Source organism: Segatella paludivivens DSM 17968 = JCM 13650 (genome assembly GCF_000373185.1).
GTDB classification, from domain to species: Bacteria; Bacteroidota; Bacteroidia; order Bacteroidales; family Bacteroidaceae; genus Prevotella; species Prevotella paludivivens.
In genome coordinates this window covers 55390-76471 of record NZ_KB890685.1, presented here as the reverse complement: position 1 = coordinate 76471, position 21082 = coordinate 55390, and the positions used below count along the sequence as shown (strand labels likewise).

General features: G+C 36.5%; 16 protein-coding genes. 4 read left to right on the top strand and 12 right to left on the bottom strand.

Annotation, left to right across the window (positions count from 1 at the left end):
- Positions 1–73: 73 nt before the first annotated feature.
- The 3 genes from B045_RS0113180 to aspS all read right to left on the bottom strand — a co-directional run bounded on the left by B045_RS0113180 (position 74) and on the right by aspS (position 2686).
- Positions 74–409, bottom strand: a complete 336-nt coding sequence (locus B045_RS0113180; RefSeq protein WP_018464737.1) for a hypothetical protein — start codon at positions 407–409, stop codon at positions 74–76.
- An 83-nt stretch (positions 410–492) separates the two neighbouring features.
- On the bottom strand, positions 493–774 hold the full coding sequence (locus B045_RS0113175) for a winged helix-turn-helix domain-containing protein (RefSeq protein WP_018464736.1): 282 nt from the start codon (positions 772–774) through the stop codon (positions 493–495).
- A gap of 154 nt (positions 775–928) precedes the next feature.
- Positions 929–2686 (bottom strand): aspartate--tRNA ligase, encoded by a 1758-nt coding sequence (gene aspS / locus B045_RS0113170; RefSeq protein WP_018464735.1) that lies wholly within the window; start codon positions 2684–2686, stop codon positions 929–931.
- A gap of 237 nt (positions 2687–2923) precedes the next feature.
- Here aspS and B045_RS0113165 point away from each other — a divergent pair, with 237 nt between their 5' ends.
- Positions 2924–5926, top strand: a complete 3003-nt coding sequence (locus tag B045_RS0113165; RefSeq protein ID WP_018464734.1) for an AraC family transcriptional regulator — start codon at positions 2924–2926, stop codon at positions 5924–5926.
- Positions 5927–5949: 23 nt separating this feature from the next.
- Here the strand turns inward: B045_RS0113165 and B045_RS0113160 are convergent, their stop codons facing one another.
- From B045_RS0113160 to B045_RS0113150, 3 genes are all read right to left on the bottom strand, one after another.
- A complete protein-coding gene (locus tag B045_RS0113160; RefSeq protein ID WP_018464733.1) occupies positions 5950–8256 on the bottom strand; it encodes an ATP-dependent helicase in 2307 nt (768 codons plus the stop codon).
- A 21-nt stretch (positions 8257–8277) separates the two neighbouring features.
- The gene (gene mtgA / locus B045_RS0113155; RefSeq protein ID WP_025883548.1) at positions 8278–9012 is read right to left on the bottom strand and encodes a monofunctional biosynthetic peptidoglycan transglycosylase; all 735 of its coding nucleotides are present in this window, start codon (positions 9010–9012) and stop codon (positions 8278–8280) included.
- 66 nt (positions 9013–9078) lie between these two features.
- Positions 9079–9756 (bottom strand): OmpA family protein, encoded by a 678-nt coding sequence (locus B045_RS0113150; RefSeq protein WP_018464731.1) that lies wholly within the window; start codon positions 9754–9756, stop codon positions 9079–9081.
- A 237-nt stretch (positions 9757–9993) separates the two neighbouring features.
- Between B045_RS0113150 and proS the strand changes: the two genes are divergently transcribed.
- The 3 genes from proS to B045_RS0113135 all read left to right on the top strand — a co-directional run bounded on the left by proS (position 9994) and on the right by B045_RS0113135 (position 13346).
- The gene (proS, locus tag B045_RS0113145) at positions 9994–11475 is read left to right on the top strand and encodes a proline--tRNA ligase (protein ID WP_018464730.1); all 1482 of its coding nucleotides are present in this window, start codon (positions 9994–9996) and stop codon (positions 11473–11475) included.
- A gap of 215 nt (positions 11476–11690) precedes the next feature.
- Entirely contained in the window at positions 11691–12080 is a 390-nt protein-coding gene (locus B045_RS0113140; RefSeq protein WP_018464729.1) for a DUF1573 domain-containing protein, read from the top strand.
- Between the two features lie 495 nt (positions 12081–12575).
- Entirely contained in the window at positions 12576–13346 is a 771-nt protein-coding gene (locus tag B045_RS0113135) for a class I SAM-dependent methyltransferase (RefSeq protein WP_018464728.1), read from the top strand.
- Positions 13347–13448: 102 nt separating this feature from the next.
- Here the strand turns inward: B045_RS0113135 and B045_RS0113130 are convergent, their stop codons facing one another.
- The 6 genes from B045_RS0113130 to xylA all read right to left on the bottom strand — a co-directional run bounded on the left by B045_RS0113130 (position 13449) and on the right by xylA (position 21046).
- Entirely contained in the window at positions 13449–14069 is a 621-nt protein-coding gene (locus tag B045_RS0113130) for an HAD family hydrolase (RefSeq protein WP_018464727.1), read from the bottom strand.
- 265 nt (positions 14070–14334) lie between these two features.
- Positions 14335–14997 (bottom strand): hypothetical protein, encoded by a 663-nt coding sequence (locus B045_RS0113125; protein ID WP_154650178.1) that lies wholly within the window; start codon positions 14995–14997, stop codon positions 14335–14337.
- A 1159-nt stretch (positions 14998–16156) separates the two neighbouring features.
- A complete protein-coding gene (locus tag B045_RS0113120; RefSeq protein ID WP_018464725.1) occupies positions 16157–17365 on the bottom strand; it encodes a GDP-L-fucose synthase family protein in 1209 nt (402 codons plus the stop codon).
- Positions 17366–17370: 5 nt separating this feature from the next.
- Complete coding sequence (gene gmd / locus B045_RS14750; protein WP_018464724.1) at positions 17371–18465, bottom strand: GDP-mannose 4,6-dehydratase; 1095 nt, start codon at positions 18463–18465, stop codon at positions 17371–17373.
- 50 nt (positions 18466–18515) lie between these two features.
- Positions 18516–19589: a mannose-1-phosphate guanylyltransferase gene (locus B045_RS0113110; RefSeq protein ID WP_025883541.1), complete on the bottom strand. Its 1074-nt coding sequence runs from the start codon at positions 19587–19589 to the stop codon at positions 18516–18518.
- Between the two features lie 134 nt (positions 19590–19723).
- Entirely contained in the window at positions 19724–21046 is a 1323-nt protein-coding gene (gene xylA, locus B045_RS0113105; protein ID WP_154650177.1) for a xylose isomerase, read from the bottom strand.
- Positions 21047–21082: the final 36 nt, after the last annotated feature.

Here is a 21082-nt window from a genome sequence, read left to right as displayed (position 1 = left end):
ATGATTTCATTCATGCCTTTTTTTATCATATTACTCAAGTTATCAGAACTATATGATTATAATCAATGGTATATCAAAACAAACTCAACGATTGATCTATATCCACATTTTCATCTTCTTCTAACTCTTCATCAATTTTTCTACCGAAATGTAACATCAGTTGCTGTCCTTCACTGACATTCGTATTAATACGATAGATTCCACGGGAATCTGTACGCTCAATAGCAGAGTTCGGATTCTTTGAATTACGCATAAGATATTGCCTAACATAAATATAGACATCGTCAAAGTTGACAACATTAAACAAATTGTTACAAGCATTTTGAACATGTAGTGCCAATTTCTTCACAGCAATTCCTTCATCACCAGCTTCCAACAAAAAGCGCAATATCTCTTGATCGTAATTCATTTCGTTATTAATAAACAAAAAGAAGGGGGCTGATAAATAAAATTCTCAGCCCCCTTCCTTTATCAAATATCCTACTTGGAATATTATGCAAGTGTAATCAAGTTGTCCTCGTCCTTAACCTTACCCTCTTTGAAGAGCCAGCCAATACCGAGATAAGCTTCTTCTGCGCTAATGTTTGCATCTTTCGCAATTTCAGCAATGCTTAGTGCCTTATCAGCTGCGGCAAGTGCCTGATAAACATCACCTGCACGAAAGCCTACGCTCTCTGCATTAACATACAATACCGCATCCTTTGCCACTGCCTTTTTTGTAGCTGTCGCTTTCTTTGCTGTAGCAGCTTTTGTTGTTGCTTTCTTTTCTGCCATAATTTAATAAATAATTAAATCCACATCAAATTAAATATATATCGTTAAATTTGATGCTACAAAATTACTTAATAATTTTCAATTTGCATAGTTTATTTCTATAAAACTTACATTTTAGCATTTAGCAACTTGATTTTCTTGACTTAAGTCAACCTTATGCCTTCAAATCGAGCTTTATCTGAAGTTCATCAAGTTGCTTAGCATCTATTTCACCAGGAGCATCAAGCATTACATCACGACCACTATTGTTCTTAGGGAAAGCAATACAGTCACGAATTGAATCAAGACCAGCTAAGATACTGACGAATCTATCTAAACCGAAAGCAAGACCTGCATGAGGAGGTGCTCCATACTTAAATGCATTCATTAAGAAGCCAAACTGAGCCTCAGCACGTTCTGGTGTAAAACCAAGAACCTCAAACATTCTCTCCTGTAGTTTGGTGTCATGAATTCTTAAAGAACCACCACCAACTTCTATACCATTACATACAAAGTCATAAGCCTTAGCACGTACCTGCTCTGGATGTTCATCCAACAAAGGAATATCATCAGGGTTAGGCATAGTAAACGGATGATGAGTTGCCATTAGTCTCTGTTCCTCTTCACTCCACTCGAATAGAGGGAAGTCAACGATCCAAAGACACTTAAACACGTTCTTGTCTTTAAGTCCAAGAAGATCACCCATCTCCAAACGAAGAGAGCACAACTGAACACGTGTCTTATTAGCATTGTCACCACTCAAGATTAGAACTAGATCACCATCCTTGGCTCCCATTACAGTCTTAATCTCGTTAAGTTCCTCTACTGAATAGAACTTATCAATGCTACTCTTTATGCTACCGTCAGAGTTATATTTAATAAATACGAGTCCCTTTGCACCAACCTGAGGTTTCTTTACGAAATCAGTAAGTTCGTTCAACTGCTTACGGCTATAGTCTGCACAACCAGGAACACAAATACCACCAATATATTTAGCTTCATTGAAAACAAAGAAGTCACCCTTGCCAGTAAAAGCATCCTTAAGTTCTACAAATTCCATTCCAAATCTGATATCAGGCTTGTCACTACCATAACGACGCATAGCTTCATGCCAAGTCATCTGTTCGAGTTTTGGAATTTCAACACCACGAATTTCTTTAAACAAATTACGGGCCATTTCCTCAAACAAGTTGATAACATCATCTTGATCAACAAAGCTCATTTCACAGTCAATCTGCGTAAACTCTGGTTGACGATCAGCACGTAGGTCCTCGTCACGGAAACACTTTGCAATTTGGAAATAACGATCAAAGCCAGCTACCATTAAAAGCTGTTTCAATGTCTGCGGACTTTGTGGAAGAGCATAGAACTGTCCTGGATTCATACGACTAGGAACTACAAAGTCGCGAGCTCCTTCTGGAGTACTACCAATAAGAATAGGAGTTTCAACCTCCATAAAGTTCTGACTGTCCAAGAAATTACGTATCAGGATTGTCATACGATGGCGCAATTCCAAATTTTTGCGTACAACTGCACGTCTAAGATCAAGATAACGATATCTCATTCGAATATCATCACCACCATCTGTATTGTCTTCGATAGTAAAAGGAGGGGTCAGACTTGGTGAAAGCACATTCAATTCTTTAACAAGAATCTCTATATCACCAGTTTCTATCTTTGAGTTTTTACTCTGACGTTCACTGACAACACCTTTGACTTGAATGCAAAATTCACGACCCAATTTGTTAGCCTCATCACAAAGAGTTTTATCATCTGCCTCGTTAAACACTAACTGAGTTATACCATATCGATCACGCAAATCGACAAATGTCATACCACCCATTTTTCTTGAGCGCTGCACCCAACCGGCAAGAGTAACATCCTTGCCAGTGTCAGAGAGTCTTAGCTCTCCACATGTGTTACTTCTATACATAATATGTATGTTTATTATTCTTTTCTGACTTGCAAAGTTACAATTTTTTTATGGTATTACATAATATTAATATATCGTTTTACTATAAAAAGATGTTAACACGTTCAATGATGACATTATAACAGATAAATAAAGCTATAAAATATTACAGGCATGCCAATATATGAAAGAATGACTTGCATAATGTCACTTTTTTTTGTAATTTAGCAAACGATTAACACGTGTAACTATTTTACGATGAAAAAAGCACTCTTACTGATACTCTTTATTTCAACATTTGTCTGCAATATCAATGCACAACAGATGCAAGCGCACCTTGACCATTATTCAACAACAGATGGCCTTCCTAGTAATTCCATCAGCGATATCATACAAGACAAGTTTGGTTATATGTGGATTGCTACCTGGAATGGTTTAAGCAGATTTGATGGATATAATTTTCAAAACTACGCTACAGGCAAAGCCAGCGGTATAAAGAATCTACACAACAGAATACTTGATTTAGAAACAGATCTTCAGGGAAATATATGGATGATAATGTATGACAATAGAGTCTTTGTACTCAATCGCCATACAGATTGCATAACAAATGCGTTTAAGGGTATTGAAGATTGCGACAACATGAAAATATACGATACACTTACCGAGAATAAATATAAAATCAGCAATGCTTTAACCATATCACCAGATGGTAATGTATACATTATAATACCAAAGAAAGGAATTTACCAAATTTATGTCAACAGAAACGTACATTCGATCAAAAAGATTTTTAATGACAGAAGACACATTTACAATATGACATGCGATGCTGACGGCAATTTATGGCTTGGAACAAGAAAAGGTCTTATCATGGTTGACAAGAGAACAGGCAGAACAATTGGTAAATTAATGGTTCCGGGTGAACATTATAACACAATGGGATTTGTTGGCTCAGATTTATATCTAGGTACTCAAAGCGGAAAAATAATAATACGTGATACTAAAAAATGTATAAGCAGATATCTTGACATAAAAAACACTGACCACTCTTCTATTACATCCTTGCATGTTGACTCCAAAGGATTAGTATGGTTCACCACTAACAAGCAAGGCATATCAATGCTTAACACTAAAACTAAAGAAGTAAAAGCCTTTACACAGAAAGTAAGCATACCCGAGAACGACATAAATGGCTGCACTATTTTTGAAACTGGCGATGTGTTATGGGCAAGAATGAATCATGGCGGATTTGGAGTATACGATAGAGTAACTGGACAAATGAATTATTTCTATAACAGCCCAAAAGACACTTGGAATCTGAGCAATACCGTAACTACATATATGGCACTGAACGAAGGAGTGGTATGGATGTCAACTATAAGACGCGGACTAGAAAAACTATCTATTGTTAACAAAAAGATTAAGCTTGTAGTCCCATTACCAGAAAGTAACGAATACGGAGTTAATGAAATAAGAGCTATTATTTATGACAAAAAATCTAATCGAATACTCATTTCTAACAAAGCAGGGGAAGTTTATAAGCTACAAGGTAAAGATTTAAATCTTGCTAGTAAAACTCCTATTTTCAAGATAAAGGGCAGAATATATGGCATGATGGAGGACCATCTTGGAAATATTTGGATAAGTACAAAGGGAAATGGACTATACATACTTAAATATGGACAAAGTTCTCCTATAAAAGTAAAATACCCTTTCACGTCTCAAAATATATACAAAACTAAAGAAGACAAGTATGGCAACATCTGGGTTGCAACATATAACGGAGGCGTAAATATACTAAAGAATAATGGTAATGGTCATTATGCGCTTATTACTCCCAAAAACATTAAAGACTATGGCAAAGAACAATTCTTAAAAGTTAGAACTATTGAAATAGACGATGAAGGTGTCGTCTGGGCTGGAACATCTGATGGAATAATACTTATTAAATTTAATAATTCAAAAAAAGCCTTTGAAGCTTATACGTTGAAACAAACAAAAAACGCAGATGAACAAATGGCTAACAATGATATAGTTGAGATAAAAAAATCACCAAATGGAGACATGTGGATAGCCACAAACGGTGGAGGTCTAATAAAATCTATAGGTAAGGATAAAGAAAAAAGATGGCGGTTTCAGAACTTTGGACTTTCAAACGGTTTGCCTAGTGAAGAACTACGCGGAATAACCTTTACTAAGGAAGGACAAGTATGGTTTTCGTGTGACCAAATAATCTGTTCGTACGATCCACAAAAACAATTGTTCACAACATTCTCCATCCAAGATGGTCTTGGAGATATAGCATGTTCAGAATGCTCAGCTTACACGTTGCCCGATAATAGGATGTTGTTTGGTACTTTAAACGGATATTATATTGTCAACAAGAGATTACTTACTACAACAAACGGTTCTGACTTTAAACTTGCAATAACAGACTTTTACGTTAATGATAAATTGATGACACCACGTAGTAGTAAAACTTATGATTATTATATTCCTGATAGCGCCGAAGTTAAATTACCATCACGTTCAAGTGTATTTGCAATAAAATTTGCATCTCTGAATTATCAGTTACAACATCGTGTTCACTACATGTATATGCTTGAGAATTATGATGACCAATGGATAAACGCCAACGACACAAGAACAGTAAGTTATAGTGATATTCCGGCTGGTGAGTACACTTTTAGAGTAAAGGCTTTTCTACTTGAAAACCCTAACAAATATGACGAGCGAAAGATAAAGATTATTGTTCCTCCTTATGCTTTTATGTCAACAACAGCATTATGGGTATATTCGATTTTATTCATAGTAGGCTTGTTAGGTGCCATATTATGGAGAAAGAACATAAACGATAATGCAAAAAACAACATGAGGGTTTTAAAAGTTGGCCCCGAAGAAATAGCATTTTTGAATAATGAAGACTTTAATTTTGTAAAGAGTCTACAAGACTGGCTTGAATTACACTATGCAGATCCCAACATTAAGATTGGAGATATTGTACACAAAACTAATATGTCTCGCACTGCTTTCTATACTCAATTAAAGACGTTGACGGGCATGTCACCGAAAGAGTTCGTTAGTGAATTCAGGTTGAAAAAAGCATGCATGTATTTAGAAAATGACTCCTGCACTATTGCCGAAGTTGCATATCGCACAGGATTCAATGACCCTGTTTATTTCACTCGTTTATTTAAACAGAAAAAAGGGAAAACTCCTACTCAATATAGGGAAAATAAAGTGAAAGAAAAAGAATGAAAGGCAGCTAGCTTTTCATTCTTCTAACTCAATATTGTGAAACGGGCGAATTTAAGAAGAAGCATTTTTGTTCCAGTATTTTTGAAACTTACTGTAGCTTTAAGATTTTCACCCTCTCCTTCCAATTTATCAACTGTACCCACTCCAAATCTCTGATGCTCTATGACACTACCTAAATGCAAACCTTTAGGCAGCTCCATAGGTTTAGTAGTAGTAGGCTCTATTTGTTTTTTCAAAGGCTGCAGAGTCGTCCGCAGAATATTATCTTCGGCATTTTGTGGTTTATTAGATATGCTTTTGAAAGTATCTATCTTACGAGTCTGCCTTGGACGTTCAAATGTGTTAAGTCCACCGAAATCCAAACTTTCATCTTCAACATCAATGTATTTTGGATCAATATCTTTCAAAAATCTACTAGGAGTGTCAAACTCCATCTTACCATATCTCCACCTATTTTTAGCACTTGTAAGAATGCAATGCTTTTCAGCACGAGTTATTGCCACATAAAACAATCTTCGTTCTTCTTCAAGTTCCCTCATACTATTGAGGCTCATCTGACTTGGAAAAATATTTTCTTCCATTCCAACAATGAATACAGTCGGGAATTCAAGTCCTTTTGCTGCGTGAATTGTCATCAAACTAACACGGCTACCTTCTCCGTCATCACTATCCAAATCTGTAAGAAGCGCAACTTCCTGTATAAAATCTATCAGTCCGAGATGTTCCACATCACCTTCTTCCATTCGTATATCCACGAAATCTTTAAGTCCATTGGCAAATTCAGATAAGTTTTCCTGACGAGAAAGACTTTCAGGATCATTAGAACCGAATATATCGCCACTCATTCCGCTTTGTTTTATAATATCGGTACCAAGATCTGAGGCATTATCTATATTTAAGCGACCTATAAAAGCGTTAATCAGTTCTGCAAAGTTTGAGAGTTTCGTTATCGCTCCGTTATTCACAGAAAGTCCATACTTAACAGGATGACAAATAACTTCCCAAAAACTAATTGCATTTTGCTGTGCACAAGATGCAATCTTTGTTATTGTTGTGCTTCCTATTCCCCTTGCAGGATAATTGATAATTCTCTTTATAGCCTCCTCATCATCTGGATTTACGATAACGCGAAAATAAGCCAGAACATCTTTTATCTCCTTTCGCTGATAAAAACTCAGTCCACCAAATATACGATAAGGTATTCCCTGTTTACGCATCTCTTCCTCAAAGCTCCTGCTTTGTGAATTTGTACGATACAATATAGCGATATCACTATATTCGCAACAGTCATTACGTTTAATTCGTTTAATATCTCGGCATACTACGGCAGCTTCTTCCTTATCACTGTAGACTGGCTTATAAAGTATTTTTTCGCCTTCCTCATTATCACTGAACACATCTTTATGAATCTGACGCTGATTATGACTTATAAGACTATTTGCTGCCTGAACGATCCGCTGCGTTGAACGATAATTCTGTTCTAGCTTAAATAATTTACTTTCAGGATATATTTTCTGAAAATCAAGTATATTATCTATATTAGCTCCACGAAATCCATAAATACTCTGTGCATCATCCCCTACAACGCAAACGAGTCTATTATCTTGGGTAAGTTGCTGCACAATACACTGCTGCACGTAGTTCGTATCCTGATACTCGTCTACAAGAACATACTTAAAACGCTCAGAATATTTTTTTCTTATATCCTCATGCTCCTTAAACAATCGCCAAGTCATCACAAGCAGATCATCAAAATCCATTGCGTTAGCATTCTGACAACGTTGTTGATAAGCTAAGTATATTTTATAAATTTCAGGTAACTTTGAATTTCGGTCACGTTCTAGCACTTCTCTATCATTCGCATATTGCCCTGCCATCACTAAATGGTTTTTAGCCATGCTGATACGCGAATGAACACTTGCTGGTTTATAAGCCTTATCATCCAAGCCCATTTCTTTTACGATACTCTTGATAAGCGATCTGCTATCAGCTTCGTCATATATGGTAAAAGCAGAATTATATCCAATCTTTTCAGCCTCAAAACGCAAAATACGTGAGAAGATGCTATGAAAAGTTCCCATATACAAACTACGAGCCCTCTCAAGCCCTACAAGTCCACCTATACGAATTTTCATTTCCGCAGCAGCCTTATTCGTAAAGGTTAGTGCCAATATATTCCATGGCATATAGTTCAACTCATCAAGCAGGTAAGCTATCTTATATGTCAGCACACGTGTTTTTCCCGATCCAGCGCCGGCAATTACCAACTGCGGACCAGAACAAAATTCTACTGCGGCACGCTGTCCGCTATTTAATTCATCAAGGAGCATTATAAAAATATAAAAACTTTTTTATCTTGAGTAAACACCACCAGCTGAAGTTGAAGGATTATAGTCCTCACCCTCTTTAGGGAAACTTGGAATAAATTTCATATTACTCAATATTTGTCTTTGGCGTTTACGCGTGTAACGTCCAGGATTCTTACTGCTGAACTTACGAGGATTAGGCAATGTTGCTGCAATGAGCGCACAATCAGAACGACTCAGATCTTCAGCCTTTTTACCGAAATTATATTCGGCAACAGCATCTGCACCATATATGCCATCACCCATCTCAATAGAATTGAGATACACTTCCATTATACGCTGCTTGCTCCACAATAATTCAGTAAGGGCTGTGAAATAAACTTCAAATCCCTTGCGCACCCATGAACGGCCTGGCCACAAAAATACATTTTTAGCAGTTTGCTGACTAATTGTACTTGCTCCCAATTTGCGCTTTCCTCCCTCAATATTTCTTTTAGCAGCCTTTTCAATAGCATCATAATCAAAACCATGATGTAGCAAGAATCGTTGATCTTCACTTGCCATTACAGCAACAGGAAGATGATCAGATATCTCATCTATCGGAACCCAATGATGATGAAGCGTCATGCTCTTACCTTCGGTTACTTGCTGAAAACATCTGATAAACATTAAGGGCGTGAAATAAACGGGAATAAAACGAAGCACAACTACAGCCAAAATGCTTGAAGCAAAAAACAAGGATACTCCCCATCTAACGATTTTCCAGACTTTAGTTTTCATTTACTAAAAAAATAGGGGCACACCAAAACAGTATGCTCCCCAATATTAAAATTTGTTTAACTTAATTTATTCTGAAAGAGTTCCGTTGTTTGCAGCATTTACCATAGCTGGACTAGCATACAGATAAACTTCTACTCTACGGTTCTGCTGACGTCCCGCAGCAGTTGTGTTGTCAGCAACAGGAGAAGAACTTCCCTTACCTTCTACCTTTTGGAACTGATAAGGTGATACCCCACAGCTCTTAAGGTAATCTACAACACTCTGTGCACGATTGTTGCTCAATGGAATATTGATACCATCATTACCTGTGTTATCAGTATGGCCATAGATATCTACGTGGCAGTCAGAATTATTCTTTAATACAGAAGAGAATTTAGAAAGGTCATTCTTTGAACCTGAATTCAAAATTGCCTTGTTTGTAGCAAACAAAATACCACTGTCAAATGTTACTTTAACAGCCTTCAGACCATTAGCATCTGTAACCTCTTCAACCTTTGCATTATTAACCTTTGCAGCCTCTGCAGCAACTTTATCCATATGATGTCCAATAATGGCACCAGTTCCTGCACCAACAGCACCACCAATAGCAGCACCAACAGCTGTGTTACCAGCAATTCTTCCAATAATTGCGCCTAGAACAGCACCACCACCTGTGCCGATAAGAGCTCCTGTACCTTGCTTTGTTGCGCAACTAAAAACTGTTAGGAAACAAAGTCCTAATGTGGCAATCTTTAATTTTTTCATAATCTCTAATAATTTATGTTACACGTAATCTGACTGCAAAGATAAAGTAAATGAGTGAAAAATCAAAATAAAACTTGTTTAAATTTTATATTTCCAAGCACAGCTTATATTATTCAATATTCACCTAAGTTTGTGAGTAAGAATAAAATAAATAATGTTTTTTTTAATTTGTACACGATGGTTACCAACATTTTTTTGTAATTTTGCAAACAAATTAAAATATAAGAACTTAATATAATGGCAAAAGAACTTAAAGAACTTACCAAGCGAGCTGACAACTATAGCCAGTGGTATAACGACTTGGTATCAAAGGCAGACCTAGCAGAACAAGCACCTGTCCGTGGTTGTATGGTAATTAAACCATACGGTTTCGCTATTTGGGAAAAAATGAAGGAGCAACTTGACAAAGAATTCAAAAAAACAGGTGTGCAAAATGCATACTTTCCTCTCTTAATTCCAAAGAGTTTCCTTAGTAAAGAAGCTGAACACGTAAAAGGATTTGCCAAGGAATGTGCTGTTGTAACTCATTACAGACTAAAATCAAGTGAGGATGGAAAGACTGTTGTTGTTGATCCAGCTGCTAAACTTGATGAAGAACTGATAATCCGTCCTACTTCTGAAACTATTATATGGAATACATATAGAGGATGGATACATTCTTGGAGGGATCTTCCTCTAATGTGCAACCAGTGGTGTAACGTTATGCGTTGGGAAATGCGCACACGTCCTTTCCTTCGCACATCAGAATTTCTGTGGCAAGAAGGCCATACTGCACACGCTACTCGCGAAGAGGCTGAAGCAGAAGCACAGAAAATGCTTAAAGTGTATGCCGACTTTGCTGAAAATTGGATGGCTGTACCTGTACTGCAAGGTGTTAAGAGCGAAACTGAACGTTTTGCCGGTGCACTTGACACATATACTATTGAAGCTATGATGCAGGACGGTAAGGCCCTACAAAGCGGAACAAGTCACTTCTTGGGACAAAACTTCGCAAAGAGTTTCGACGTTACATTCTTAAACAAAGAAAACAAGCCTGAATATGTATGGGCAACATCATGGGGAGTGAGCACACGCCTTATGGGTGCACTCATAATGGTTCATAGCGATGACAACGGACTTGTTCTTCCTCCAAAGCTAGCTCCTATTGAGGTAGTAATAGTACCTATTTTCAAGGGTGACGAGCAGCACAATGCTATTTCAGCAAAACTACAACCTGTAATAGACAAGCTACAGGAACTTGGAGTAAGCGTTAAATATGATGATTCTGACAACAAGAGACCAGGATTCAAATTTGCTGACTATGAACTGAAAGGTATTCCTGTACGTCTAGTAATGGGTGGACGTGATTTGGAAAACAACACGATCGAAATCATGCGACGTGACACTTTGGAAAAAGAGAACGTTAGCTTTGACGGAATTGTTGAGCGAGTTAAAGACTTGCTTGATGATATTCAGAACAATATGTTTGAGAAAGCAAGAAAATATCGTGATGCTCATATTTACGAATGTGACAACTATGATGAATTCAAAGAACGTGTTAAAGGCGGAGGCTTCTATCTATGTCACTGGGATGGCACAGAAGAAACTGAAGCAAAGATTAAAGAAGACACTCAGGCTACTATAAGATGTGTGCCATTTGCTTACGAGCAAACAGAAGGCATTGACATGGTATCAGGCAAGCCTGCAAAATGTCGTGTAATTATAGCAAGAAGTTACTAATAATAGTAATTAAAGAATACATAATTAAATCCCTTCTCTTTATTGATGAAGGGATTTATTTTTATGATTTGATTATACATAAGTATATATTTATCAGAACATCATAATTTATTGAACGTTTAATATTTTATAAAAAACTGATTTTATCATATAAGTATTCAAAATCTTTATTACTTTTGCGATAACATTAATCATATTTAGAAAAATTAGAGACAATGAAAAAGATTATTACAATAGCAATGATGCTTATGGCATTTTTTACAATGGCTTCTGCACAAAAAGAAGCTGATATCCGATTTGACAAGGTGACTGTTGATCTTGGGACTTTTTCTGAAAAAGATCCTGTTCAAAAAACAACATTCACTTTTACAAATATTGGTGATGGTCCTCTTGTTATCAATCAGGCTGTAGCAAGCTGTGGATGCACTGTTCCTTCTTATCCAAAGGCACCAATAATGCCAGGACAGAAAGGTGAAATAAAGGTTACTTATAATGGTGCTGGCAAATTTCCTGGTAGATTCAAAAAAAGCATCACAATACGTACTAACGGTAAGACAGAAATGACACGCCTTTATATAGAAGGTATGATGAACGAAGCTAAATAAAGCTCATCATTTTAGAATTTACATTTACACAATAAACAAAAAGCTTTATAACGTTGTCATCAGACTTTAAAACGTTATAAAGTTTTTTTTTAATGTTACTAATGCTATTTTGCAACTACAGATGAGATAGTCATCAGATCCACATTTTTTATTTTATTTATCATATACTAAACCATTAATGATTCAGCACTTACATCTGCTGAACAATGGTCTTTTTCATATTAGGCTGAGAAATCGCATCATCGGCAAAAACCAAAATATTTTTATTCTGTGTTTTTTGGTAATTTGAAGTATATTTAATATCTTTGTGGCATGTTAAGTCATTACATGGATATTGTATTGTAAATAATTTGTGTAGTTTTTACACAAATTATCCCTGCTTTTTTCTCGGAAATTTATTTTCGAGAAGATAATTTATTGTAAATAATATAATATCAATTGCATACAAAATAGAAAGTAAAAACATGCTTTTTTGTATGCACAAATTTTAATGACATGAGTAATAACAAACTATCAATTCATGATTTTGACTTAAACATCATTTACGAATATTTTTCAAATACAGAGAGACAGGGACCTGGAAACTCTCGAGAAACAATAAAAGCACTAAGCTTTATTGATGGTCTCACAGACAACTCCAAAATTGCAGATATTGGATGTGGTACTGGTGGTCAAACGATGACGTTGGGCACACATACATCTTGCGAAATTATCGGCGTTGATATCTGGGAGAATTTTATCCATAAATTCAATCAGAAGTCTAAGGATCTAAACCTTCAACACAAAGTTAAAGGTATTGTTGGAGATATGGAGCACCTTCCCTTTCATGAAGAGGAACTAGATCTTATCTGGTCAGAGGGTTCAATATACAACATCGGATTCGAACGCGGATTAGAGGAATGGAGAAAGTTCTTAAAACCTGGCGGATATATCGCTATCACAGAAAACACATGGTTTCGTGAGGAGCAACCTCAAGAAATAAAGAATTTCTGGCAAGAAGCTTATCCACAGATTGATACCATTCCCACCAAGGTAGCCCAGATGCAAAAGGCTGGTTATCTACCTGTTGCAACATATATGTTACCAGAAACTATATGGACCGATTACTATAAAATGCAAGCAGCCAACGGTGTGTCTTTCCTGAAAAAATATGAGGGAAACAAAACTGCTGAAGAATTTATTGCATCGCAGCGATATGAAGCAGAATTATACGATAAATACAAAGCATATTACGGTTACATGTTTTATATAGGTAAAAAGTTATAATAAGCTTATAACTAATTAGATACGAGGATATGTCGATGCATGACGTATCCTCGTTTTCAGTCAAGAAAAAACATCAGAATTCGATTACGATAATGCACCCTGTTACAACAACAGTTCTATTAAATCGTGTGGCATATCAAATTGATATTTACATGATATGCCTTTCTTTGCATTTCCCCAAGTAGCTAGTGCAAAGTCTACATTAGCATTGACTGCACATTGGCTGTCATAAGCAGCATCACCGACATAAAGAGTTTCCGCAGGCGTAGCTCCTGTCTTTTCAAAGTAAGCGAGTATTGGATCTGCTGAAGGTTTGGGATGAGCAGTATCAGTAACGCAGATAGCAATATCAAAAAGATGAAATATCTTACATAAAGCATCATCGTTGCTTAACTCGTCACGTGTTCGTGAAGTAATCAGTCCCAGTTTATACTGTTTATTCTTTAGCTCATTAATCATTTCTTCAATCCCATCAAACAGAGATATTTCGTTTCTATGTTCCTGAAATAGTTCACTCCAACGTGCAAAAGCTTCTTCCGAATTTTCTATTCCCAACTTCTTCATGGTTGTAACACCAGGAATTCCTAATACAAAGGTAAGTTCATCTTTCTCAAAATGTCTCCCAACAAGTTCTTGTATTGTCTGTTGCCATGTATTTATTACGGCACTTTCATTGTCAACCAATGTACCGTCAATATCAAATAATAGATGTTTATATTTCATATCTCTGTTTTTATATATTCCAATAGATTTAGCTTAGCAATATTAATAGTAACTCTTTCTGTACTATTTGATACTACATTCACAAACAGTACAAATTTAAGTGTTTTTTTTTAGATTACAAAAAATAATATCCAATATGTATTTTATATAAAATTACTCTTATATTATCAATTATAGCAAATTTTCTCTTAAAATTTTCATCATCAAAACAGATAAAACTAATATGTAAAATAAGATAAATGAAAACTCAAATAATATAATAGCGTCAAATAGTAGCACCAACTTTTATAAATATGGAATGGTTTAATTTTTTGGATGGATAAACACTATTGAAGCTTGTCCCTTCTACACTCATTGATCTGCAAGGGGAATAGACATCTAAATTAGATATACCATAACCAACAGCAAAAAAAGCATCATTAAAACTGAACCTTAGCATGGTTCTTAAATCCCAGAAGCACCAATCCGAGGCATGTGCTGACCTTCCTTTTTCATACGATTCATAAGTGTTTCTATCAATATAATCTATATGTACAAAAGTATAAGGAATCTGTATCATAATGCCTGGCTCTGCTTGAAGTCCCATCTCCCAAGACCCAAAATGTAACAATGCAGGAGTTTTGAACGACAAAGTTGGTTCAATATATAATTTTTCCATTTTATTGTCACTTTTATTCAAATTCCAAGAACTCCACTTTTCAGATTCCATGTCACCTTGTGGTAAGTAATCATTATGCCATTGTTTGTAGATACCAAATGCAGTACCATAACCTACATATTTATTAATATAATGGATATATGACAATCGCATATCGCATGCACTACCCGTCATTAATCCTCCACTTAGCGAAAGTTCATTACTTATGTTGTCTTGCGCATGGATATTTAATGACATCACAGCCAATACAATAATTATTATTTGTTTCATGATAGACATGTATTTTTTAGTTTACGACGTTAATTTAGTTATGACATTTAATTCTTTAGTTGGTTTAGCTATCGAAATAAATTCTTTTATAATTACAAATTTACAAAACATTAATTTAACAAAGTCATAACTTAATATTTATTTAACCATGATTTACTATCTCTTGCACTTGTTAACTTACTAAACAATTCGTGACAATTTTATCTCGGCAACCATTACCATGACATATTGTCAACAGATATATTTCATTAAACGTTTTTTCTCAGCGTAGATCGGCATCATCTGCTATAGAATATGTACTTTTTTATCTTGACTTCTAGTTATATAATTTATGGATATGGTTGCAAAGGTAATTATATTTATTCGTTGATGCAATGAAATACAACTGAGCATGTTAGCCAAAGTTACCTCGGTGGTGTGTTACATTATTTCAAACAGTTTCGCGCGCGCGTACATAGGGTTTTTGAAAAATACTAGCGTCGAAGTGTCTTTACATTGATTATCAACATAATACGTTTCAAATTTTCATTATTGAAGTGACAAGTTTGTGTCGTTAATTGCAATTTATTATCTTCTTTAGAAAATAGGTAAAATCACTTTGAATGATATGTCATAAAACTCTTCTTTTTATCTTTTTTGTTTTATACAAAACATAGTTTTTGCTATTATCATTCTGAATTTTTATTTTTTGTTATCTAAAATACAATTTTGAGACATCATTTATGCGTTTCTACGATGTAAAGTTTGCATTATTACGTGGAAACGTTTTTGTTTCTACGACATAAAGTTTCCATTTCTACGATATAAAGTTTTCGTTTCTATATAGAAACGAAAATCTCATTTGACAGTTTACCGACAGTTTACTTTTGAAAAAAGTGCATCTAACGTATTGATATACAGTGAATAGACATTACGACACTTGTTTATTTATAAAACCTATGTACAGTTTTCAAAATTTTAAAATATTTATCCTCACTACTTAATTTAGTAGTTTTATTTGCTCAACTCGTGAACTTGACGATTTATTCTATACATCATACTTGCTAAATTCTGTTTAGAAAATATCTAACAAAAGAGTAAATCTAAATACAAAAAAAAGAGGCGGTAAACCGCCTCTTTGAATGATGCACTATTAGTGCATACCAATATTTTGAGATGATTATTTCTTCAATGAATCTCTATACCATTCATAAAGACGCTCAACACCTGCCTCAATCTCAACCTTGTGAGTCCAACCAAGACGATGAAGTTTATCTACATCTATCAACTTGCGTGGAGTACCATTCGGTTTGCTGTCATCCCAGATAACATTGCCTTCAAAACCAACAGTTCTTACAACTAGGTTTGCAAGTTCCTTAATCGTAAGTTCCTTGCCTGTACCAACATTGATGTGACAGTTGCGAATCTCGCCTAACTTTGGCAAAGCTCCACCACGACCTTCACTGTTGTTGCGGTCTACTGCGCCGTTGATCTTGGCACCATAGAAGACACTTGAATATTTCTCAATACCTATGATATCTTTGAAATCAACATTTAGTAATACGTGAACACTGGCATCTGCCATGTCTTCGCTCCAAAGAAACTCACGTAGCGGACTTCCGTCACCCCAAAGGGTAACCTTGTTGTCTTCTATACCATAGAATGCAAGAGCCTTGAGAATACGTTCCTTATCATTCTTTCCGTCGACATTGCCTTCACCAATAATAGCGCATAACTTATCTGTAGGATTGATAGGACGCTTGTCCATATCCACACGAATTTCATCCCAATCATTATCATGAATAAGTTTTGCCAAATAAATCTTACGCATCATAGCCGGCATGACATGGCTATTCTCCAAATGGAAATTATCATTAGGACCATAAAGGTTGGTAGGCATAACGGCGATATAGTTTGTACCATACTGCAAGTTATAGCTCTCACACATTTTAAGTCCGGCAATCTTTGCTATTGCATACTCTTCATTAGTATATTCTAACGGAGAAGTAAGCAAAGCCTCTTCCTTCATTGGCTGCGGAGCATTCTTAGGATAAATACAAGTACTACCCAAAAACAACAGTTTTTTCACTCCATGTGAATATGCATTACTGATTACATTACACTGAATCTTCATATTCTGCATAATGAAATCAGCACGATAAAGAGAGTTGGCGATGATACCACCAACAAATGCGGCAGCAAGAACCACTGCATCAGGACGCTCTTCATCAAAGAATTTCTTTACAGCATACTGATCAGTCAGGTCGAGTTCATGATGCCCACGACCAATCAGATTATTATAACCTCTTGATTTAAGGTTGTTCCAAATTGCCGATCCTACAAGACCGTGATGACCGGCAACATATATCTTACTATTCTTATCTAACATAATTATTATTTCACAATACCTTTCTCAAGATATTCTGCCAAATTAGTTCTCACATGTTCTGCCGCACCATCCGAAGCGACCTTTGCCATATCACTGTCTACCATGATATTTACAAGTTCCTCGAAACTTGTCCTACTTGGATTCCAACCAAGCTCAGCCTTAGCCTTTGTTGGGTCACCCCAAAGATTAACAACATCTGTTGGACGATAGAAGTCTGGGCTAACCTCAATAAGTACTTTTCCTGTAGCCTTATCAATACCCTTCTCATCCATTCCTTCGCCCTTGAATTCAAGTTCTATACCAACACGCTTGAAAGCATGATAGCAGAATTCGCGTACACTATGCTGAACACCGGTAGCTATAACAAAGTCCTCAGGTTTCTTGTGCTGAAGAATCAGCCACATACATTCAACATAATCCTTTGCATATCCCCAGTCACGAAGTGAACCCAAGTTACCAAGGAACAGTTTTTCTTGCTTGCCCTGTTTGATGCGAGCTACAGCAAGAGTAATCTTTCTTGTTACGAAAGTCTCTCCTCTGCGTTCACTCTCATGGTTAAACAATATACCTGAGCAGCAAAACATGTTATAAGCCTCACGATATTCTCTTACAATCCAAAAGCCATATTGCTTAGCTACGGCATAAGGACTGTATGGATGGAATGGTGTATTCTCATTCTGAGGAACTTCCTCAACCTTTCCATACAATTCTGACGTTGATGCCTGATAAATTCTACATGTATCAGTCATGCCCAACTGGCGAACAGACTCTAAGACACGCAATACACCAACTGCATCAACATCAGCAGTAAACTCAGGAGAGTCAAAACTTACCTGAACATGACTCTGTGCGGCAAGATTATATATTTCTGTTGGGCAAACTTTCCCAATAACACCCAACATACTCATTGAATCACCAAGGTCAGCATAATGAAGATGGAAATTTGGTTTCCCCTCCAAATGCGCGATACGTTCGCGGTAATCTACTGATGAACGACGGATTGTACCATGTACATCATAACCCTTATCAAGCAAAAATTCTGCAAGATAAGAACCATCCTGTCCAGTAATACCGGTAATTAAAGCAACTTTCTTTTCCATGAAATATTTATATTCTTTTTTCTCCTTTATTATAAATAAAGTTTTATTGTTTATTTTTCCTGATCTTCTGCAAACTGCTTAATACGCTGTTCCTCGCTAAGTTTACAAATCAACAACTTACCATCACTTTCCGCAACAATATATCCATCAAGTCCCTGGATTACCACTTTTTTCTCTTTCAGTGCATGAACAATGGTGTTATGGGTATCAAATAAAGATATGTTATCACCAATAATACTATTTCCATAAAGGTCCTTGCGATTTTGCATAAGCAGACTTCCCCATGTACCAAGATCACTCCATCCGAAATTAGCTGGACAGACAAAGATCTCTTCTGCTTTTTCCATTATTGCATAGTCGACAGAGATATTATCGCACTCACAATAATATTTATCTATCATTTCCTGCTCTTGTGGAGTCCCATAAATACTAAGCATGCTTTCAAACAACTTCGCCATTGAAGGCTGATAAACTCTGAAAGCATTCACAATAGTACTGACATTCCAAATGAAGATACCAGCATTCCAAAAATAATTATTTTTGCGAATATACTGTTCGGCTGTATTCAAATCTGGCTTTTCACGGAATGAATCAACACGAAATATCTCTTTGTTGCGAGGGGAATGCACTGACAGGTCTGCTTGAATATAACCATACCCTGTCTCAGGTCTATTAGGTTTCATGCCAAGGGTGACAATAGAATCTGTCTCACCTGTGAATTTCATGCAAGACTTCACTACTCGCGCAAACTCGGCAGTATCTGTAACAATATGATCACTTGGACTGACAACAATATTAGCTTTAGGATCTACAGACTTTATCTTCCAGCTAACATAAGCTATACATGGAGCAGTGTTTCTGCGACATGGTTCAAGAAGGATATTCTTTAATGGTACCTCAGGCAGTTGCTCGTGGCATTTATCAAAATATTTCTTGTTAGTAACAATCCACACATTTTCAGGGTCGCAAATATCTTTGAAACGATCCCTTGTTAGCTGAAGCAACGACTTGCCTACTCCAAGAACATCAATAAATTGTTTAGGGCATTCCTGAGTACTCATCGGCCAGAATCTGCTCCCAACTCCACCAGCCATTATAACTAAATGGTTATTCTTATCTGCCATATCTATATTATAGTTTTTTAAAGATGCTTCAAAGTTAAACATTTTTTTCCTATATACAAAGAAAGGGCAGATAAAATCTGCCCTTTCCATATAATAAACCGAGTTGAAACCTTAACATCTCGGTATATAATCAATTATTTTGCATACAAAGCAACAATAGTCTCATAGAGTTCCTGCTTACCTGAAGTCTGCTTTGGCTCTTCAACCTTCTTACCATATTCGTAAACCTGCTCGAAAGAAAGTTTACCTGCTTCGAAGTCTTTACCAAGACCTTTGTCGAAGCTAGCATAACGCTCCTTCTTCATCTTAGGAAGTGCACTTTCTTCCAAGATTGCAGCTGCATTCTCCAAAGCACGAGCCATAGTATCCATACCGCTGATATGAGCGATAAATAGATCATCCTGATCAGTTGAGTTACGACGAAGCTTAGCATCGAAGTTTGTACCACCATTGCCAAGACCACCGTTGCGGATAATCTCAAGCATAGCCTGTGTCATCTCATAATTATCGATTGGGAACTGGTCTGTATCCCATCCGTTCTGAGCGTCACCACGGTTAGCATCGATAGAACCGAGCATACCATTGTCAACAGCAACAGCAAGTTCATGCTCGAAAGTATGACCAGCAAGAGTTGCGTGGTTAACCTCGATATTTACCTTGAAGTCCTTGTCAAGATTATGAGCTTTCAAGAAACCTACTACAGTCTCTGTATCTACATCATACTGATGCTTTGTTGGCTCCATTGGTTTTGGCTCAATCAAGAATGTACCTGTAAAGCCCTTAGAACGAGCATAGTCACGAGCAGCAGTAAGCATCTGTGCCATGTGCTCTTTTTCACGCTTCTGATCTGTGTTAAGAAGGCTCATATAACCTTCACGTCCACCCCAGAATACATAGTTTGTACCGCCCAACTTAATAGTTGCGTCGATAGCGTTCTTTATCTGTACGATAGCACGTGCAACAACGTCAAAGTCAGGGTTTGTAGAAGCACCATTCATGTAACGCTTGTTACTGAATACGTTTGCAGTACCCCAAAGAAGATGCTTGTCAGGATTCTGAGCAAGTTTCTCTTTCAAGTAGTCTGTAACAGCTACCATACGAGCCTCATACTCTTCAACATCCTTACCTTCGTCTACTAAGTCGATGTCATGGAAACAGAAATAGTTGATACCCAACTTGTCCATAATCTCGAAACCTGCATCTGCCTTATCTTTAGCACGCTGTACAGCGTCTGCAGCCTTATCCCATTCATAAGAACGAGTCTGTCCACCAAACTGGTCTCCACTAGCTCCACCCAGTGTATGCCACCAAGCCATAGCGAACTTCAACCAATCCTTCATTTTCTTACCCATTACGACCTTTTCTGAATCATAATAGTGGAAAGCCATAGGGTTCTTACTTTTTGTTCCTTCAAAAGGAATCTTACCAATCTGTGGAAAATACTCTTTTGCCATAATTTTAAATATTTAGGTTTTTAAATCAAATTTATCTTA